This is a genomic window from Streptomyces sp. NPDC048506, assembly GCF_040651315.1.
Classification (GTDB): domain Bacteria; phylum Actinomycetota; class Actinomycetes; order Streptomycetales; family Streptomycetaceae; genus Streptomyces.
The window spans coordinates 88,622-107,292 of the sequence record NZ_JBEZIX010000036.1; the positions used below are offsets into that span (position 1 = coordinate 88,622).

General features: G+C 68.7%; 11 protein-coding genes. 9 read left to right on the forward strand and 2 right to left on the reverse strand.

The window, feature by feature from the left end:
- The first annotated feature begins 29 nt into the window (after positions 1 to 29).
- Entirely contained in the window at positions 30 to 2,744 is a 2,715-nt protein-coding gene (acnA, locus tag AB0C96_RS27395) for an aconitate hydratase AcnA (protein ID WP_362920834.1), read from the forward strand.
- An 86-nt stretch (positions 2,745 to 2,830) separates the two neighbouring features.
- Here the strand turns inward: acnA and AB0C96_RS27400 are convergent, their stop codons facing one another.
- Both AB0C96_RS27400 and AB0C96_RS27405 read right to left on the reverse strand, forming a co-directional pair.
- Complete coding sequence (locus tag AB0C96_RS27400) at positions 2,831 to 3,781, reverse strand: VCBS repeat-containing protein (RefSeq protein ID WP_362920812.1); 951 nt, start codon at positions 3,779 to 3,781, stop codon at positions 2,831 to 2,833.
- 94 nt (positions 3,782 to 3,875) lie between these two features.
- Positions 3,876 to 7,346 carry a GH92 family glycosyl hydrolase gene (locus AB0C96_RS27405; protein ID WP_362920813.1) on the reverse strand — a complete coding sequence of 1,157 codons (3,471 nt, stop codon included), beginning with the start codon at positions 7,344 to 7,346 and terminating at the stop codon, positions 3,876 to 3,878.
- A gap of 438 nt (positions 7,347 to 7,784) precedes the next feature.
- On the opposite strand from AB0C96_RS27405, the gene ngcE reads away from it, so the two are divergent.
- From ngcE to dxs, 8 genes are all read left to right on the forward strand, one after another.
- Positions 7,785 to 9,221 (forward strand): N-acetylglucosamine/diacetylchitobiose ABC transporter substrate-binding protein, encoded by a 1,437-nt coding sequence (gene ngcE, locus AB0C96_RS27410; RefSeq protein WP_362920814.1) that lies wholly within the window; start codon positions 7,785 to 7,787, stop codon positions 9,219 to 9,221.
- Positions 9,222 to 9,259: 38 nt separating this feature from the next.
- On the forward strand, positions 9,260 to 10,183 hold the full coding sequence (locus tag AB0C96_RS27415; RefSeq protein ID WP_362920816.1) for a sugar ABC transporter permease: 924 nt from the start codon (positions 9,260 to 9,262) through the stop codon (positions 10,181 to 10,183).
- Positions 10,184 to 10,194: 11 nt separating this feature from the next.
- Positions 10,195 to 11,124, forward strand: a complete 930-nt coding sequence (locus AB0C96_RS27420) for a carbohydrate ABC transporter permease (RefSeq protein WP_362920817.1) — start codon at positions 10,195 to 10,197, stop codon at positions 11,122 to 11,124.
- A 335-nt stretch (positions 11,125 to 11,459) separates the two neighbouring features.
- Positions 11,460 to 12,659: an ROK family transcriptional regulator gene (locus AB0C96_RS27425; RefSeq protein ID WP_362920819.1), complete on the forward strand. Its 1,200-nt coding sequence runs from the start codon at positions 11,460 to 11,462 to the stop codon at positions 12,657 to 12,659.
- A 139-nt stretch (positions 12,660 to 12,798) separates the two neighbouring features.
- Positions 12,799 to 13,893 carry a substrate-binding domain-containing protein gene (locus tag AB0C96_RS27430; protein ID WP_362920821.1) on the forward strand — a complete coding sequence of 365 codons (1,095 nt, stop codon included), beginning with the start codon at positions 12,799 to 12,801 and terminating at the stop codon, positions 13,891 to 13,893.
- A gap of 180 nt (positions 13,894 to 14,073) precedes the next feature.
- A complete protein-coding gene (locus AB0C96_RS27435) occupies positions 14,074 to 14,874 on the forward strand; it encodes an ATP-binding cassette domain-containing protein (protein WP_362920822.1) in 801 nt (266 codons plus the stop codon).
- A complete protein-coding gene (locus AB0C96_RS27440; RefSeq protein WP_362920824.1) occupies positions 14,871 to 16,181 on the forward strand; it encodes a sugar ABC transporter permease in 1,311 nt (436 codons plus the stop codon). The genes AB0C96_RS27435 and AB0C96_RS27440 overlap by 4 nt, the downstream gene beginning before the upstream one ends.
- Before the next feature lie 383 nt (positions 16,182 to 16,564).
- On the forward strand, positions 16,565 to 18,502 hold the full coding sequence (dxs, locus tag AB0C96_RS27445; protein ID WP_362920826.1) for a 1-deoxy-D-xylulose-5-phosphate synthase: 1,938 nt from the start codon (positions 16,565 to 16,567) through the stop codon (positions 18,500 to 18,502).
- Positions 18,503 to 18,671 lie beyond the last annotated feature (169 nt).

Genomic DNA, 18,671 nt, shown 5'->3' on the forward strand with positions numbered 1-18,671 from the left:
GCGAGAAATCATGCATGAAGGAGACTGTCGTGTCGGCGAACAGCTTCGACGCCCGCAGCACGTTGCAGGTGGGCGACGAGTCGTACGAGATCTTCCGGCTGGACAAGGTGGAGGGCTCCGCCCGCCTGCCCTACAGCCTGAAGGTGCTGCTGGAGAACCTGCTCCGCACCGAGGACGGCGCGAACATCACCGCCGACCACATCCGGGCGCTGGGCAGCTGGGACTCGCAGGCCCAGCCCAGCCAGGAGATCCAGTTCACGCCGGCCCGCGTGATCATGCAGGACTTCACCGGTGTGCCCTGTGTCGTGGACCTCGCCACCATGCGTGAGGCCGTCAAGGAGCTCGGCGGCGACCCGGCGAAGATCAACCCGCTGGCCCCGGCCGAGCTGGTCATCGACCACTCGGTCATCGCCGACAAGTTCGGCACGAAGGACGCCTTCGGCCAGAACGTCGAGCTGGAGTACGGCCGCAACAAGGAGCGCTACCAGTTCCTGCGCTGGGGCCAGACCGCCTTCGACGAGTTCAAGGTCGTCCCGCCGGGCACCGGCATCGTCCACCAGGTCAACATCGAGCACCTCGCGCGGACCGTCATGGTGCGCAACGGGCAGGCCTACCCCGACACCCTGGTCGGCACCGACTCGCACACCACCATGGTCAACGGCCTGGGTGTGCTGGGCTGGGGCGTCGGCGGCATCGAGGCCGAGGCCGCGATGCTCGGCCAGCCGGTCTCCATGCTCATCCCGCGCGTCGTCGGCTTCAAGCTGACCGGTGAGCTGAAGGCGGGCACCACCGCCACCGACCTCGTCCTCACCATCACCGAGATGCTCCGCAAGCACGGCGTCGTCGGCAAGTTCGTCGAGTTCTACGGCGAGGGCGTGGCCGCCACCTCGCTCGCCAACCGCGCCACCATCGGCAACATGTCGCCGGAGTTCGGCTCCACCGCCGCGATCTTCCCGATCGACGGCGAGACCCTCAACTACCTGAAGCTGACCGGCCGCAGCGAGCAGCAGGTCGCCCTCGTCGAGGCGTACGCCAAGGAGCAGGGCCTCTGGCTCGACCCGGCCGCCGAGCCCGACTTCTCCGAGAAGCTGGAGCTGGACCTCTCCACGGTCGTCCCGTCGATCGCCGGCCCGAAGCGCCCGCAGGACCGCATCGTCCTCGCCAACGCCGCCCAGCAGTTCGCGCTCGACGTCCGCAACTACGTCGACACCGCCGACGAGGCCGGCATGGAGTCCTTCCCGGCCTCCGACGCCCCGGCCACCGCGAACGGCGTCCCGTCGAACCCGGTCACCGTGACCGCCCCCGACGGCTCGACCTACGAGATCGACCACGGTGCGGTGACGGTCGCCGCCATCACCTCCTGCACCAACACGTCGAACCCGTACGTGATGGTCGCCGCCGCCCTCGTGGCGAAGAAGGCGGTCGAGAAGGGCCTGACCCGCAAGCCCTGGGTCAAGACCACCCTCGCCCCGGGTTCCAAGGTCGTCACCGACTACTTCGACAAGGCGGGCCTGACCCCCTACCTCGACAAGGTCGGCTTCAACCTGGTCGGCTACGGCTGCACCACCTGCATCGGCAACTCCGGCCCGCTGCCGGAGGAGGTCTCCAAGGCCGTCAACGACCACGACCTGGCCGTGACCTCGGTGCTCTCCGGCAACCGCAACTTCGAGGGCCGGATCAACCCCGACGTCAAGATGAACTACCTGGCCTCCCCGCCGCTGGTCGTCGCGTACGCCCTCGCGGGCTCCATGAAGGTGGACATCACCAAGGACGCCCTCGGCACCGACCAGGACGGCAAGCCGGTCTACCTGAAGGACATCTGGCCGTCCGAGGCCGAGGTGAACGACGTCGTCGCCAACGCCATCGGCGAGGACATGTTCGAGAAGTCCTACCAGGACGTCTTCGCGGGCGACGCCCAGTGGCAGGCGCTGCCGGTCCCGACCGGCAACACCTTCGAGTGGGACGCGCAGTCCACCTACGTCCGCAAGCCCCCGTACTTCGAGGGCATGGCGATGGAGCCGGCGCCGGTCCAGGACATCGCCGGTGCGCGCGTCCTCGCCAAGCTCGGCGACTCGGTCACCACCGACCACATCTCCCCGGCCGGTGCGATCAAGGCCGACACCCCGGCCGGTCAGTACCTGACCGAGCACGGTGTGGAGCGTCGTGACTTCAACTCCTACGGCTCGCGCCGTGGTAACCACGAGGTCATGATCCGCGGCACGTTCGCCAACATCCGCCTGCGCAACCAGATCGCGCCGGGCACCGAGGGCGGCTTCACCCGCGACTTCACCCAGGCCGACGGTCCGGTGAGCTTCATCTACGACGCCTCGCAGAACTACCAGGCGGCCGGCGTCCCGCTGGTCATCCTGGCCGGCAAGGAGTACGGCTCCGGCTCGTCCCGCGACTGGGCCGCCAAGGGCACCGCGCTGCTCGGCGTCAAGGCCGTCGTCGCCGAGTCCTACGAGCGCATCCACCGCTCGAACCTGATCGGCATGGGTGTCCTCCCGCTCCAGTTCCCGGAGGGCCAGTCCGCCGAGGCGCTCGGCCTGACCGGTGAGGAGACCTTCTCCGTCTCCGGCGTCACCGAGCTGAACGACGGCACCACCCCGCGCACGGTGAAGGTCACCACCGACACCGGCGTCGAGTTCGACGCGGTCGTCCGCATCGACACCCCGGGTGAGGCGGACTACTACCGCAACGGCGGCATCATGCAGTACGTGCTGCGCTCGCTGATCCGCAAGTAAGTCCCCCGCAACGCCACGACGGGCCGCACTCCCTCAGGTCGAGGAGGTGCGGCCCGTCCGCGTACCGGTGGCCGGACGGCCCGGTCTCAGAACAGCAGGCGGTAGCTGCCGAAGGAGCCGTGCGCCTTGACGGGCTTGGCGTACGGCGCTGCTTCGTTGCCGGTGCCCTGGTAGATGTACAGGGTGCCGTTGCCCGCGCGGGCCAGCAGATCGGCGATGCCGTCGCGGTTCACGTCCCCGCTGGAGTGCAGGTAGTCGTAGCCGTTCCAGCCGCCGCCGATCTTCTTGCGGGGGGCGAACGGCGCCTTGGCGTCGCCGGTGCCCTTGTAGAGCCAGAGCACCCCGGCCTTGTCCCGGGCGACCAGGTCGGCACGGCCGTCACCGGTGAGATCGCCCTGCCCGGCGAGCTGGGTGTACCCGCCCCACCCGGCGCCGACCCGGATCCGCGGGGTCACCGTGCCGTCGGGGCGGGCCAGGTAGACCCACAGCACGCCGGCCTTGTCCACGGCGAGGATGTCCGACTCCTTGGCGCCGCCGACGGTGCCGGGGGAGAGGACCTTCGAGTAGATCTGCCAACCGCCGCCGATCGCACGGGTCTTCACCAGACCGTCGGCGGCGGTGTAGGTGTACGACAGGGCGCCGTTGTCCATCCAGTAGTAGGTGGCGTCGCCGTAGCCGTCCTTGTCGTTGTCGACCTGCGCGGCGGCCTTGAGGCGCTTGAAGTCCCCGATGTCGTCGCCGTCGAAGATCTTGTCGCGGGGGCCGAAGTTCCCCGTGCGGTCCGGCGCGTACATGAAGAGACTGCCGTCCCGCTCCACGCCGTCCAGGACGAAGAAGAACGGGGTGTTGTACACCGTCCCGGACGCGGCCTCGCCGCGCTCGGGGGTCGCCACCGCCGTGAGCCGCGGGGCGTCGGACGGTGCGGGGCTGTCGGCCAGCGCGGTGGCCGCGGTCGAGCCCGCCAGGGTGGTGGCGAGCGCAACGGCCGCGAGCCGGGCAAGGGCGCGTCCGTGCCGACGGCCGAGGGGAAGTATCACCCAATATCTCCCGGTATTCAGATAAGGAACGTGACGCGCCCCAAAGGGGACGCGTCACGTGATCAGCTGAATAGTTCCACAGGAACCCCACAAGTCAACCGATTTGTCGGGCTCCGAGCAGCTCGATCTCCGCGAGCGTGACCGTCCTGCCGTCGCTCACCACGCGGTAGTGCTGATACCGGCCGGGGTGTGCGATGCCGAACACCCTCGTCTGTCTGTCCCAGGTGAAGCGCTCGCCGGAGCGGCGGTCCAGTTTCCGCCAGTGCCGGCCGTCGGCGGAGCCCTCAAGCCGCCAGGCGGTGGGGGCCGTGGTGCGGTCGGCCGAGGTCAGGGTGTACGAGGCGACCCGGGTGGGGCCGGCCAGGTCGGCCGTGGCGGTGGTGAACGCGGCCGAGGTGTCGGAGGTGTCGTCGAAGAGGGGCCCGGCGGTCGGGGCGGTCACATCGGCCGGCGGGTCGGGCACCTCGTCGTCCTTGGTGATCGAGGTCGGGGCGGCGTCCGGACCGGAGCCCCAGGACGACGGCCTGGCACCCATGGTGAACTTCAGGGTCCCGCCGCGGGCGAGCAATCGGTGCGGCAGCGCGGTTGCGTTCCACGGCTTCCCGTTGAACCGGAGGCTCTGCACGTAGACGTTGCGGGCGCTGTTGCGCGGGGCGCTGATGGTGAGGTCGTGGCCGTTCTCCAGGTGGACGGTGGCCTTGGTGAACAGCGGTGAGCCCACCGCGTACTCGCCCTGCCCCATCACCAGGGGGTAGAAGCCCAGCGCACTGAAGACGTACCACGCGGACATCTCGCCGTTGTCCTCGTCGCCCGGGTACCCCTGGCCGATCTCACTGCCGAGGTACAGCCGGGAGAGCGCCTCGCGGACCTTCGCCTGGGCCTTCCAGGGCTGCCCGGCCGCGTCGTAGGTGTAGGCGATGTGGTGCGAGGGCTGGTTGCTGTGACCGTACATGCCCATCCGGGTGTCCCGGGCCTCGGTCATCTCGTGGATCACCTGGCCGTAGGAGCCGGCGAACTCCTTGGCCGCGGTCTCCGGGGTGGCGAAGTAGGCGTCGAGCTTCTTGGCCAGCGCCGGGCGGCCGCCGTAGAGGTTGGCCAGGCCGCGGGTGTCCTGCGGTGCGGTGAACGCGAACGTCCAGGCGTTGGTCTCGGTGTAGTCGTTGCCCCAGACGCGGGGGTCGAACTCCTTGGGGGGCAGGCGCCAGTCGCCCCGGCCGTCCCTGCCCTGGAAGAAGCCGATCCGGCGGTCGAAGAGCTTGACGTAGTTGCGGGCGCGACCCAGGAAGTAGGTCGACTCCTCCTTGTACCGGGGCTTCTTGGTCTTCTCGTACAGCGCCCGGCCCATGCGGGCGATGCCGAAGTCGTTGAGGTAGCCCTCCAGCGCCCAGGACATCCCCTCGCGGGTGTCGGTGCTCGTGTAGCCGAGGAAGGGTGCGGTGTTCATGCCCTTGCGGCCGACACCGGGGTACGGCGGGGCGACCGTGGCGTTCTTGACGGCCGCGTCGTAGGCGGCCTCGGCGTCGAACCGCACGCCCTTGGCGTAGGCGTCGGCGAAGGCCACGTCGGAGCTCGTCCCGGTCATCAGGTCCGCGTAACCGGGCGAGGACCACCGCGAGATCCAGCCGCCGTCCTTGTACTGCTGGACGAAGCCGTCGACCATCCTGCCGGCCCGGCGCGGGGTGAGCAGCGAGTAGGCGGGCCAGGTGGTGCGGTAGGTGTCCCAGAAGCCGTTGTTGACGTAGACCTCACCGTCGACGATCTTCGAGCCGGTGTGCGTCGGGGTGTCGGGGCCGGTCTGCGGCGAGAAGGGGGAGGCGTAGCGGCTGTGCGGGCCGACCTTCTCGAAGCCGGAGTTGGGGTAGAGGTAGAGCCGGTAGAGGCTGGAGTAGAGCGTGGTGAGCTGGTCGCGGCTCGCGCCCTCGACCTCGACGCGGCCCAGCAGGTCGTCCCACTGCGCCTGGGCCCGGTTCTTGACGCCGGCGAACGTCGCGGACACCGGGACCTCCCGGGCCAGGTTGGCCCTCGCCTGGTCCACGCTGATCAGAGAGGTGGCGATCCGCATGGTCACGGTGCGGTCGGCGCCGGGGCGGAAGCGGAGGTAGCCGGTGACGTCCTTGCCCCCGGTGCAAGCACCGGCTCCACTGGAGCGGCTGGCGCCGCACCCCTCGTTGGCCAATCTGCCGCCGCCGGTGACCGGTTTGTCGAAGGCGGCGTAGACGAAGAGCCGGGTGGCGCCGACGGACAGCCCGCTGCGGACGTCCGAGTAGCCGGTGACGATCCCGTGGTCGGTGTCCAGGCTGAGGCCGCCCTTGTCGTTGACGTTGTCGAAGATCAGGCTCGCCCGGTCGTCGGGGAAGGTGAAGCGCATCAGCGCGGCGTGGTCGGCGGGGGTGATCTCCGCCTTGAGGCCGTTGTCGAAGGTCACGCCGTAGTAGTGCGGCCGGGCGATCTCCCGGGAGTGGTGGAAGGGCAGGGCGCGGGCGGTGCGGGAGGCGTTCGGGGTGCCGGCCGCGACGGACGGCATGACCTGGAAGGTCTGCCGGTCGCCCATCCAGGGGCTGGGCTCGTGGCTGGCGCTGAAGGCCTGGAGGGTGGGGAGGTTGTCGGCGTTGTTCTTGCGCGCGTATTCGTAGAGCCAGTCCGCGGAGCCCGCGTTGGTCACCGGAGTCCAGAAGTTGAAACCGTTGGGGACGGCGGTGGCGGGGAAGGTGTTGCCGCGGGAGAAGCCACCGCTGGAGAGGGTGCCGCGGGTGGTGACGGCGTAGTCGGAGAGGTGCGCGAGCGGCTTGTCCGCAGGCTCGGGGCCGATGGCGATGTCGTCCACCCAGCCGCGGAAGGCCGGTGCGGTGCGCGGGCGCTCGGGGGCGTCGTAGGCGATCAGGATCCGGTCGATGGTCCTGCCGGCGGCGACCGCGCCGATCCGCGACTGCCGGTTGTTCCACTGGTTGACGTAGAGCGTCTTGGCCGCGGCCTGGCCCTGAGGGGTCAGGGGGGCGCCGTACTGGTCGACGGCCGGGAGGTCGCTGAGGTAGGTGCCGTCGGTGAAGGCCAGGTCGACGGCGACATGGGTCGCGGGGTAGGACAGGTCGGTTCCGGCCATCTCCGGGAAGAGCTTGTACGAGAGCGACGTCGCCGCGGTGACCGGTGTGTCGACGTCGAAGACCTTGTCGTACGCGTAGCCGTGCCCGGCGGCGGTGTGGGTGCCGGCGTAGCGCAGCGCATGGCGGCCGGTGAAGCCGGCGTTGGCCTTTGCGGTGGGGGAGTCGGTGGGGCCGGTGTCGGGCCTGGCGGTCATACCGGGGGCCGCGGGGGTGGTCTCCGGGGTGACGCCGGAGGCCCGGGGCGTGCCGTCCGGCTCGGTGTCGACGGTGTCGGTCCAGTTCGGCTGCGGGTCACCGGGCTCGAACGAGGAGCGGAACGCCGGTGCCCCCTGGGGTTTTTGGGGCGGCGCGGCCAGGGCGGTACCGGCCGGGCCGAGGGCGGTGATGACGAGCAGAGCGGCCACCACGAGGGCGCCGGGGCGGGGGGTGCCCCGCAGTGGACTGTGCAGGTGTCTGAGCCGCACGCGGTCCCTCTCAACCAGGTTGACATCGTTGTCAGTTGAATGACGCGAAGAGAAACAGAGATAAGTAAGGTGCGTGGGCACTTTGGTGTCAAGAGTGTCGCCGCGTTCGATGGGCCGGCCGGGTCCCCGGGTGATCCGGCGGGGTGACGGCGGGCGGATCGCGCGCATGTCGGGGAGGTCTCAACTAGGGAAAGAACCCCGTCGAACCCTGCATTCGATCTTGCCCCTTCGGCCGGAAGTGGACTATACCTGTCGGCGTCCGACCGGCCGTACGCCCGAGGCCGTGGGGAATCGTGGAGAGGGCGGGGAACGGATGATTTCCCCGCGGTTCTCCAGCGCGCCCCGTGCACATCCCGTACAACTCAGCTTCATCTGACCCGCGGTGCCGGGGTGGCTCCGGTACACCGCCTGAGTCCTGAAGAAGGCGAGGACTTGAGCATGGGATCCACCTCAGAATTCAACCGTCGCGATCTGGTCAAGCGGGCCGCAGCCCTGGGCATCATCGCCGTACCGGCGATGGGAACGCTCTCCGCGTGTGCCACCGGAGGTGGCGGCGGAAACGAGGACAACGGCACCAAGAACAAGGGCGCGACCTCGGCGAAGAACCCGCTGGGCGTGAAGAACGGGGTGGCGCTGGAGGCGTTCATCTTCAAGGGCGGACTGGGGGACCAGTACGCCAAGGACGCCGAGGCGGACTACAACAAGACCTATGGCGTCACGGTCCAGCACACCGGAACCCAGCAGGTCGGCCCGAAGCTCCAGCCGCGGTTCGCCGGCGGAAATCCCCCGGACATCATCGACAACTCCGGGGCCGACCACCTGGACATGAACAAGCTGTCCGCGCAGGGCCAGTTGCAGGACCTGACCGCGCTGCTCGATGCGCCGTCGCTGGACGACCCGAAGAAGAAGGTCCGGGACACGCTTTACGCCAGCACCCTGGAAAAGGGCAAGCACAAGGACACGTTCGACGTCCTCTATTACGCGTTCACGGTCTACGGCTCGTGGTACTCCGACAAGCTGCTGAAGGACAAGGGCTGGGAGTACCCGACCTCGTTCGACGACATGATCAAGCTCTGTGGCGAGATCAAGAAGGCGGGCGTGGCGCCCTGGACCTACCCGGGCAAGTATCCGTACTACGTCCACTTCAATCTGTTCGCGCAGATCGCCAAGATCGGCGGGCTGGACAAGTGGATCGCCATCGACAACCTGGAGCCCAAGGCCTGGACCTCGAACGACGCGGTCAAGCAGGTCGTGGAGCACTACGAGGAGCTCGCCGCCAAGGGCTACTTCCTCCAGGGCAGCCAGGGACTGACGCACATTCAGTCGCAGACCGCCTGGACCCGGGGCAAGGCCGTCTTCATCCCCAACGGCTCCTGGGTGGAGAACGAGGCGGCGCCGACCACCCCCAAGGACTTCGGCATGGCCGTCGGCCCGCTGTTCAACGGCGGCAGCGACGACAAGATGCCGCACGGGACCGTGCGCGCCGAGCCCAGCGAGCCGTTCATCGTGGCCAAGGGCGGAAAGAATCCGATCGGCGGAATGGAGCTGCTGCGCATTCTGCTGTCGAAGAAGCACGCACAGAATTTCGCGACCAAGGTCAAGTCGCTCACCTCGGTCCAGGGCGCCACCGACGGAATGCAGCTCTCGCCCGGCCTCTCCTCGGCCGCCAAGGTCGTCAAGGAGGGTGGCCAGAACCTGCTGATGATCCAGCTTCAGGAGTGGTACCCGAAGCTGACGGACGAGAAGCTGGGCGGGCTCACCAGTCAGCTGCTGACCGGTGATCTGAAGGCCGCAGAGTGGATCAAGAAGGCCCAGCAGTACGCGGACGAATTCGCGAAGGACGACTCCGTCACCAAGTTCCACCGCGAGGCCTGACCGAGACCACCGCTGACGAGGGAGGGCCGGGGAGCGCAATGCAACACGGCAAGTACCGATTCATCGTGGGGTTCCTGGCCCTGCCGCTACTGATCTACGCGATCTTCGTGATCTCGCCGTTCGTCCAGGCGTTCCAGATCTCGACCACGGAATGGAGCGGCCTGCGCGGCACCGCCAAGAGCATCGGTCTCGACAACTACGGCAAGCTGCTGCACAGCGACGAATTCTGGAACGCGCTCAAGCACAACGTCATCATGCTGGTGCTGGTCCCGATCGCCACGCTGACGCTGGGGCTGTTCTTCGCCTTCATGCTCAACGTCGGCGGCCGGGCCCGCCGCGGCGCCGTGATCACCGGTGTCCGCGGAACCTCGTTCTACAAATTCGTCTACTTCTTCCCGCAGGTCATCTCGATCACCATCATCTCGGTGATCTGGTTCAACATCTACAACCCGGATCCGCACGACGGCATGCTCAACTCGCTGCTCGGCGCGGTCGGTCTGGATTCGCTACAGAGCTCCTGGCTCGGTGAGCGCAGCATCGCGCTCGCCTGCATCATGGTGGTGATGGTCTGGGCGAACGTCGGCTTCTACGTCGTGCTCTTCTCCGCCGCCATGGCCTCCATTCCACGGGAGATCTACGAGGCCTCCCTGCTGGACGGGGCCAACCGCATCCACACCTTCTTCCGGATCACCCTGCCGCTGCTGTGGGACACCGTGCAGACCGGCTGGGTCTACATGGGCATCATCGCGATGGACGCGTTCGCCCTGGTGCAGATCATGTCGGTCAACATGGGCGGCCCGGACGGCGCGACCGACGTCGTACCGCTCCGGCTGTACCAAACCGCCTTCCGGGACAGTCAGTTCGGCTATGCCGCGGCGATGGGCGTCGCCATGCTCGTCGTCACGCTGTTGTTCGCCGTCCTCACGATGCGCTTCGCGCGGCGTGAGCGGATCGAGTTCTAGGGGCAGGGCGCATGACGACGGAAACCGATGCGGTGCAGAAGCTGCCGGCGCCGGCCGGGCGGCGGTCCGACGGACGGAAGGGAGCCGGGGCCGCGCGCGGGCGCGCCGAGGGCGGCGTGCTCAATGTGTTCTCGCACGGCATCCTGATCGTATGGGCGTTGATGGTGGGCATGCCCCTGCTCTGGGTGCTGTGGAGCTCGTTCAAGAGCAGCGGTGACATCCTCACCACGCCCTGGTCGCTGCCCGACAAGCTGCACTTCGAGAACTGGGTCAACGCCTGGGAGAAGGCGAACATCGGCAAGATGTTCCTCAACACCCTGATCGTGGTGGGGGGTTCGGTCACCGGGACGATGGTGCTCGGCTCCATGGCGGGCTATGTGCTGGCCCGGTTCCAGTTCCCCGGGAACCGCCTGATCTACTACCTGTTCGTGGCCGGGATGTCCTTCCCGGTGTTCATGCTGGTCATCCCGCTGTTCTTCGTGATGCGGGACTTCCCCGGAATCCCGCTGCTGGCGACGTACCAGGGCCTGATCGCCGTCTACATCGCCTACTCGCTGCCGTTCACCGTCTTCTTCATGACGTCCTTCTTCCGCACCCTGCCCACCTCGGTGGCGGAGGCGGCGATGATCGACGGGGCCTCGCACGCCAGGACGTTCTTCCAGGTGATGCTGCCGATGGCCAAGCCGGGACTGATCAGCATCGGGATCTTCAACTTCCTGGGGCAGTGGAACCAGTACCTGCTGCCGATGGTCCTCAACCAGGACGAGGACAAGTACGTGTTGACGCAGGGACTGGCCAACATCGCGCTACAGCAGGGCTATGAGGGGGACTGGGGCGGGCTGATGGCCGGCATGATGATCGCGATGCTGCCGGTGCTGATCGTCTACTTCATCTTCCAGCGACAGGTGCAGGCCGGTCTGACCGCGGGGGCGATCAAGTAGGGCCGTCCCCGGCACGATCTTCCACCGATGGTTTTCCGCCACCTCGGCGCACACCGTCGGACGCGATCCGCACCACATCCCGGGCGGCTCCCCCCATGGCGGAGCCGCCCGCGCGGCTTTCCGCACCCGCCGGCCTCGATCATGCCGGGCTCAACACCTTGACGAGACTTCCCGGCTGGAGTTCTGCTTAGAGTTCACATGTTGAATCGAGGGCCGCCCCCCGACGGTGTGGGTGCGGCCGGCGGGCGGTCGCCGTGCCTCCTTCAGCTCCTCCTCCGGTCCACGCTGGGGGGACCCAGGAGGCACCCCCAGCCCAGACAGGAGTGGATGAGTCGATGGAGACTCCGGGGTCGCAGTCCTCGCTGCACCGGGCCAATCTGGAGCGGGTCGTACGCGCGGTGCGTATGGCGGGCTCACTCACACAGGCGGAGATCGCCCGGAGCACGGGGCTGTCCGCGGCCACCGTTTCCAACATCGTTCGTGAGTTGAAGGACGGCGGGACCGTCGAGGTGACCCCCACGTCGGCGGGTGGGCGACGGGCGCGCAGCGTCTCGCTCTCCGGCGACGCGGGCATCGTCGTGGGGGTCGATTTCGGGCACTCCCACCTGCGCGTGGCGGTCGGCAACCTCGCCCACCAGGTGCTCGCCGAGGAGGTCGAGCCGATCGATGTGGACGCCTCCGCCGCGGAGGGCTTCGACCGGGCGGAAGTGCTGGTCAACCGGCTGATCGAGGCCACCGGGATCGGGCCGGGCAAGGTCATCGGCGTCGGCCTGGGCGTGCCGGGTCCGATCGATGTGGAATCCGGGACGCTGGGCTCGACCGCGATCCTGCCGGGCTGGTCCGGGACGAACCCCGGCCAGGAGCTGTCCGGGCGGCTCGGCGTGCCCGTCCACGTCGACAACGACGCCAACCTCGGAGCCCTGGGCGAGCTGGTCTGGGGCGGCGGCCGGGGGGCGTCCGACCTGGCGTACATCAAGGTCGCCAGCGGTGTCGGCGCCGGCCTGGTGATCAGCGGGCAGATCTACCGCGGCCCGGGCGGTACCGCGGGCGAGATCGGGCACATCACGCTGGACGAGTCCGGCCCGGTGTGCCGCTGCGGCAACCGCGGCTGCCTGGAGACCTTCACCGCGGCCCGCTACGTCCTGCCGCTGCTGCAACCGAGCCACGGCCAGGACCTGACCATGGCGAAGGTGGTGCAGCTGGCCCGCGAGGGCGACCCGGGCTGCCGGCGGGTGATCGCGGACGTAGGCCGCCATATCGGTAGCGGCGTGGCGAATCTGTGCAATCTGCTCAATCCCAGTCGAGTGGTGCTCGGCGGTGACCTCGCCGAGGCCGGTGAGCTGGTGCTCGGGCCGATCCGGGAGTCGGTCTCCCGGTATGCGATCCCCAGCGCGGCGCGGCAGTTGGGCATCGTCGGCGGCACGCTCGGCGGCCGGGCCGAGGTGCTGGGTGCGCTGGCGCTGGTGCTGAGCGAGATGGGCGATTCGACCCTTCTCGGCGGCGGTCAGGGCGCGGATGCGCCCGCCCTGGCGTGAGCGCGCTGAGTTCACACAGCTAACGCATGGCACCGTTGCCATCTCGTTAAGGATTTACTTCTTGACGGTCGGCTGCCGGCCGAGTTGACTTCCAGCCACCTCGGCCGCAACGACGCGGCCTCGTCAGGGAGGCAACCCCATGAACGTTTGGACGCGTCGCGTCGTCATAGGCACCGCCGCCGTTTCGATGGCGCTCTCCGTGGCCGCCTGCGGCAAGGCCGGTGACGGAGCCAAGGGCGGCGGTGGTGACACCAAGACGATCGGTCTGCTCCTTCCGGAGAACAAGACCACGCGCTACGAGACCTTCGACCGCCCGCTGATCGAGTCGAAGATCAAGGCGCTGTGCAGCGACTGCACGGTGAAGTACAACAACGCGGCGCAGGAGACCGAGACCCAGAAGAAGCAGTTCGACGCGCTGATCACCCAGGGCGTGAAGGTGATCATCCTGGACGCGGTCGACTACAAGGCCACCAAGTCGTGGGTGAACCAGGCCGCCAAGAAGGGCGTCAAGGTCATCGCGTACGACCGGCTGGCCGAGGGCAACATCTCCGCCTACGTGTCCTACGACAACGAGAAGATCGGCCGCCTCCAGGGCGAGGCGCTGGTCAAGGCGCTCGGCGACAAGGCCAAGGACAGCAATGTCGTCATGATCAACGGCTCGCCGACCGACCCGAACATGCCGTTCTTCAAGAAGGGCGCCCACAGCGTCCTCGACAAGCAGGTCAAGAAGGTCGCGTACGAGCAGGACATCCCGGACTGGTCGCCGGACGAGGCCAACCGGAAGATGGGCGCGGCCCTCGACTCGCTCGGCAAGGACGGCTTCCAGGGCGTCTACTCCGGCAACGACGGCATGGCCGGCGGCATCATCACCGCCCTCAAGCAGAAGGGTGTGAAGGTCCCGGTCGGCGGCCAGGACGCCGAGCTGGCGGGCCTCCAGCGGATCCTCAAGGGCGAGCAGGCCTTCACGATCTACAAGCAGATCAAGCCGCAGGCCGACTCCACCGCCGAGATCGCGGTCAAGCTGCTCAAGGGCGAGAAGATCGACTCCCTGACGTCCACCAAGGTCGACAGCCTCAGCGGCGAGGTCAAGGGCATCCCCGCGAAGCTCTACGACGCGCAGGTCGTGACCAAGGACAACATCGTGTCCACGATCCTCAAGGACAAGGTCTACAAGGTGAGCCAGATCTGCACCGGCGACGTCAAGAAGGCCTGCGAGGCGGCCGGCATCAAGTAAGGCCCCCGGCCCGCCGACCCCGGCCTCCGGCCACCGGTCGCGGGCCGTAGGCCCCCCGGTCCCTTCCGGCCCGCGCCGCCCTGTCCCTGGCGCGGGCCGCCCGGCCACAGCCCCCCACTTCCTCGCAGAGCCCCCGCTCTTCGCACCACCATCCCCGCCGTTGTGACGGCGGCGAAGGAGATGATTCACGTGTCCGCTACGCCTGTGCTGGCGTTGCGCGGAGTCTCCAAGCGGTTCGGCGCCGTCCAAGCACTCACGGACGTCACCCTGGAGATCCACCCCGGTGAGGTGGTCGCCCTCGTCGGCGACAACGGTGCCGGTAAGTCCACGCTGGTCAAGACCATCTCGGGCGTCCACCCGGTCGACGACGGCGCCATCGAGTGGGAGGGCAACGCGGTACGCATCAGCAAGCCGCACGACGCCCAGGAACTCGGCGTCGCCACCGTCTACCAGGACCTCGCGCTCTGCGACAACCTCGACGTCGTCGCCAACCTCTTCCTCGGCAACGAGACCCGCACCGCCGGCGTCCTCGACGAGATCGCGATGGAGAAGCGCGCCAAGGAGCTGCTGGACACCCTGTCCATCCGCATCCCCAGCGTCCGCATCCCGGTCGCCGCGCTCTCCGGCGGTCAGCGGCAGGTCGTCGCGATCGCCCGCGCACTGATCGGCGACCCGAAGATCGTCATCCTCGACGAGCCCACCGCCGCCCTCGGCGTCGAGCAGACCGCCCAGGTCCTCGACCTCGTCGAGCGGCTGCGGGAACGCGGTCTGGGCGTCATCCTCATCAGCCACAACATGGCCGATGTGCAGGCCGTCGCGGACCGGGTCGCGGTGCTGCGGCTGGGCCGCAACAACGGTGTCTTCGACGTCGAGGGCACCTCCCACGAAGAGATCATCGCCGCGATCACCGGCGCTTCGGACAACGCCGTCACCCGCCGCAAGGCGCGTACGCACCAGGTGAAGAAGGAGGCCGGCGCATGAGCGACCTCACCAAGGAGCCGACGGGGGAGTCGGCGCAGACGACGGAGGCTGCGGAAGCCGCCGTCGACACTCCCCAGCCGGCCGCCGTCGACCCCCGCCTCCTCGTCCGGGAGCAGGGCCTCGCCGGCTACCTCAACGACTTCAAGCGCCGGGTGCGCGGTGGTGAGCTGGGCTCGCTGCCGGTCGTCATCGGCCTGATCGTCATCGCGATCGTCTTCCAGATCAAGAACAGCAGCTTCCTGTCCGCGGACAGCATCGCGAACATCGGTGTCTACACCTCCGGCCTCGGCATCATGGCCGTGGGCATCGTCTTCGTGCTGCTGCTCGGTGAGATCGACCTCTCGGTCGGCTCCGTCGCGGGTGTCGGCGCGGCCGTCTGGGCCGTGCTCAGCGTCACCCACGGGGTCAACGACTGGCTCGCGGTGCTGATCGCCGTGCTGGCCGGTGTGGCCATCGGCGCCCTGCACGGATTCTTTTTCGCCAAGATCGGAGTGCCGGCCTTCGTCGTCACCCTGGCCGGTTTCCTCGGCTGGAGCGGTCTACAGATCTGGATGATGGGCAACGAGGGCTCCATCAACACGCCGAGCGGCAGTGTGGTGGAGAGCCTCACCGGCTACTACTTCGAGGACAAGGCCGCCGGCTACGGTCTCGCGCTGGTCGCGGTCCTGGCGTACGCCGGATCGCTGCTGCTGGACAGCAAGCGCCGCAAGGCTGCCGCCCTGCCGGCCCGGCCGCTCAGCGAGATCCTGCTGCGCTCCGGCGTGGTCGCGGTGCTCGCCTTCGCCGTCGCCTACGTCCTGAACGAGCCGGCCGGTGCCCGCGGTCTGCCGCTGGCCCTGGTCCTCTTCCTCGCCGTGCTGGTCGTCGCCGACTTCGTGGTGCGCCGCACCACCTACGGCCGGCAGATCTTCGCGGTCGGCGGCAACGCCGAGGCGGCCCGCCGGGCCGGCATCAACGTGAACAAGATCCGGATCACGGTCTTCGCGATCTCCGGGATGCTCGCCGCGTTCGGCGGACTCTTCATCGCCAGCCTCTCCGGCGGTGCCACCAAGAACCTGGGCTCCGGCAACACCCTGATGAACGTCATCGCGGCGGCCGTCATCGGTGGCACCAGCCTCTTCGGCGGCCGCGGCAAGATCTGGTCCGCGCTGCTCGGCATGCTGGTCATCCAGTCGATCCAGCAGGGCCTGAACCTGCTGGGCATGGCGAGTGAGATCCAGTTCATGATCACCGGCGCGGTGCTGCTCGCCGCGGTCGTGATCGACTCGGTCTCGCGGCGGACCCAGAAGACCGCTGGGCGCACCTGAGGTGCAGGGCGTCGTCCGTCTGCGGCAGCGCTCCTGGCGCACCTGACCTGCGGGGCGTCGTCCGTCTGCGGCAGCGCTCCTGGCGCACCTGAGGCGCAGGGCGTCCTCCGTCCGCGGCGGCGCTCCGGGCGCACCTGACCCGCGCCCCGGCGTCGTCCGACGGCACCGGCCCCCACCGGCACGATCCGGTGGGGGCCGGTCCGCGTGCGCGCAGAGGGGCGCGCACGGCACTCGGGAGCGCTGTCACCCAAGTGACATACAACGCGAGGCCCGGGCGTCGGCGCAGCGGACGCAACATTAGACTCATCTGATCGGCAAGCTCGATCGACAGCAGCAAGCTCGACCACAGCAGCAAGCTCGACCAAAGCAGCAAGGAGGCAGGGGTGGCGTTGCTTTCCCGTATCAGGGGACCGCGCGATCTGGACCGACTCGGCCCGGAGCAGCTTGAGCAGCTGGCGGGGGAGATCCGTACCTTCCTTGTCGATGCCGTCTCCAAGACCGGTGGGCACCTCGGGCCGAACCTGGGTGTGGTGGAGCTGACCATCGCCCTGCACCGGGTCTTCGACTCGCCTGCGGACCGGGTGCTGTTCGACACCGGTCACCAGTCGTACGTGCACAAGCTGCTCACCGGCCGGCAGGACTTCTCGAAGCTGCGGGCCAAGGGTGGGTTGTCGGGGTACCCCTCGCGGGCGGAGTCGGCGCATGACGTCATCGAGAACAGTCATGCCTCGACGGTGCTGGGCTGGGCCGACGGTCTGGCGAAGGCCAATCAGGTGCGGGGCAAGGACGACCATGTGGTGGCCGTCATCGGTGACGGTGCGCTGACCGGTGGTATGGCCTGGGAGGCGCTCAACAACATCGCGGTCGCCAAGGACCGTCCGCTGGTCATCGTCGTCAACGACAACGAGCGGTCCTACGCGCCGACCATCGGCGGTCTGGCCGACCACCTGGCCACCCTGCGCACCACCGACGGCTACGAACGCTTCCTGGCCCGCGGCAAGGACCTCCTGGAGCGCACCCCGGTGGTCGGCAAGCCGCTCTACGAGACGCTGCACGGCGCCAAGAAGGGCCTGAAGGACTTCATCGCGCCGCAGGGCATGTTCGAGGACCTGGGCCTGAAGTACGTCGGCCCGATCGACGGCCACGACATCGCGGCGCTGGAGTCCGCGTTGCAGCGCGCCAAGCGCTTCGGCGGCCCGGTCATCGTGCACTGCCTCACCGAGAAGGGCCGCGGCTACAAGCCGGCCGAGCAGGACGAGGCGGACCGCTTCCACGGCATCGGCGTCATCCACCCGGACACCGGGCTGCCGGTGGCCTCCGGCGGCGCCAGTTGGACCTCCGTCTTCGGCGACGAGATGGTCAAGCTGGGCCAGGAGCGCGACGACATCGTGGCGATCACGGCGGCGATGCTGCAACCGGTGGGTCTGGGCAAGTTCGCCAAGGCCTTCCCGGACCGGGTCTACGACGTCGGCATCGCCGAGCAGCATGCGGCCGTGTCGGCGGCGGGCCTGGCCACCGGTGGTCTGCACCCGGTCTTCGCGGTCTACGCCACCTTCCTCAACCGCGCCTTCGACCAGGTCCTGATGGACGTCGCCCTGCACCGGTGCGGCGTCACCTTCGTCCTGGACCGGGCCGGCGTCACCGGTGACGACGGTGCCTCGCACAACGGCATGTGGGACATGTCCCTGCTCCAGGTCGTCCCCGGCCTGCGGATCGCCGCGCCGCGCGACGCCGACCAGGTGCGCGCCCAGCTGCGCGAGGCCGTCGAGGTCAAGGACGCCCCGACCGTGGTGCGCTACTCCAAGGGCAAGGTCGGCCCGGCCGTCGAGGCGGTGGACCGGGTCGGCGGCATGGACGTGCTGCGCCGGCCCGCCGAGGAGGTCACCCGGCCGGACGTGCTGCTGGTCTCCGTCGGTGCGCTCGCCCCGATGTGCCTGGAGATCGCCGACCTCCTCGACAAGCAGGGCATCTCGACGACCGTCGTGGACCCGCGCTGGGTCAAGCCGGTCGACGAGGCGCTGCCGGGCCTGGCGGCCCAGCACCGTGTGGTCGTCACCGTCGAGGACAACTCCCGTGCCGGCGGCGTCGGTTCGGCCATCGCCCAGGCCCTGCGGGACGCCGGCGTGGACCTGCCGCTGCGTGACTTCGGCATCCCCGAGCGGTTCCTCGACCACGCCTCCCGCACGGAGATCATGGCGGAGATCGGGCTCACCGCGCCGGACATCGCCCGCCAGGTGACCGGACTGGTGGCCAAGATCGACGGCGTGGCGCAGGCCCCGTCCGACGGCGCGGTCGAGCCGGCCGAGGTCGCCCGCGACTGATTCCGCGGACCGTCGGTCGTAGACCGCCGGCCGCGACCGCGGAACGCGCCGATGGGCCGGGTCGGTCATCCGTACGGACGACGGCGAGAAGCACGCCGACGGCAACAAGCCCGGCGACCTGTGCTGGTCGTATGAAAACGCCTTCGTCTCCTTCAACGGCAAGGCAGGC

Excerpts from the sequence above, each read along its gene's own strand:
- AB0C96_RS27425 (WP_362920819.1), top strand. The coding sequence starts at position 11,460 with ATGGAGACTCCGGGGTCGCAGTCCTCGCTGCACCGGGCCAATCTGGAG.
- ngcE (WP_362920814.1), top strand. The coding sequence starts at position 7,785 with ATGGGATCCACCTCAGAATTCAACCGTCGCGATCTGGTCAAGCGGGCC.
- AB0C96_RS27435 (WP_362920822.1), top strand. The coding sequence starts at position 14,074 with ATGATTCACGTGTCCGCTACGCCTGTGCTGGCGTTGCGCGGAGTCTCC.
- AB0C96_RS27440 (WP_362920824.1), top strand. The coding sequence starts at position 14,871 with ATGAGCGACCTCACCAAGGAGCCGACGGGGGAGTCGGCGCAGACGACG.
- AB0C96_RS27430 (WP_362920821.1), top strand. The coding sequence starts at position 12,799 with ATGAACGTTTGGACGCGTCGCGTCGTCATAGGCACCGCCGCCGTTTCG.
- AB0C96_RS27415 (WP_362920816.1), top strand. The coding sequence starts at position 9,260 with ATGCAACACGGCAAGTACCGATTCATCGTGGGGTTCCTGGCCCTGCCG.
- AB0C96_RS27420 (WP_362920817.1), top strand. The coding sequence starts at position 10,195 with ATGACGACGGAAACCGATGCGGTGCAGAAGCTGCCGGCGCCGGCCGGG.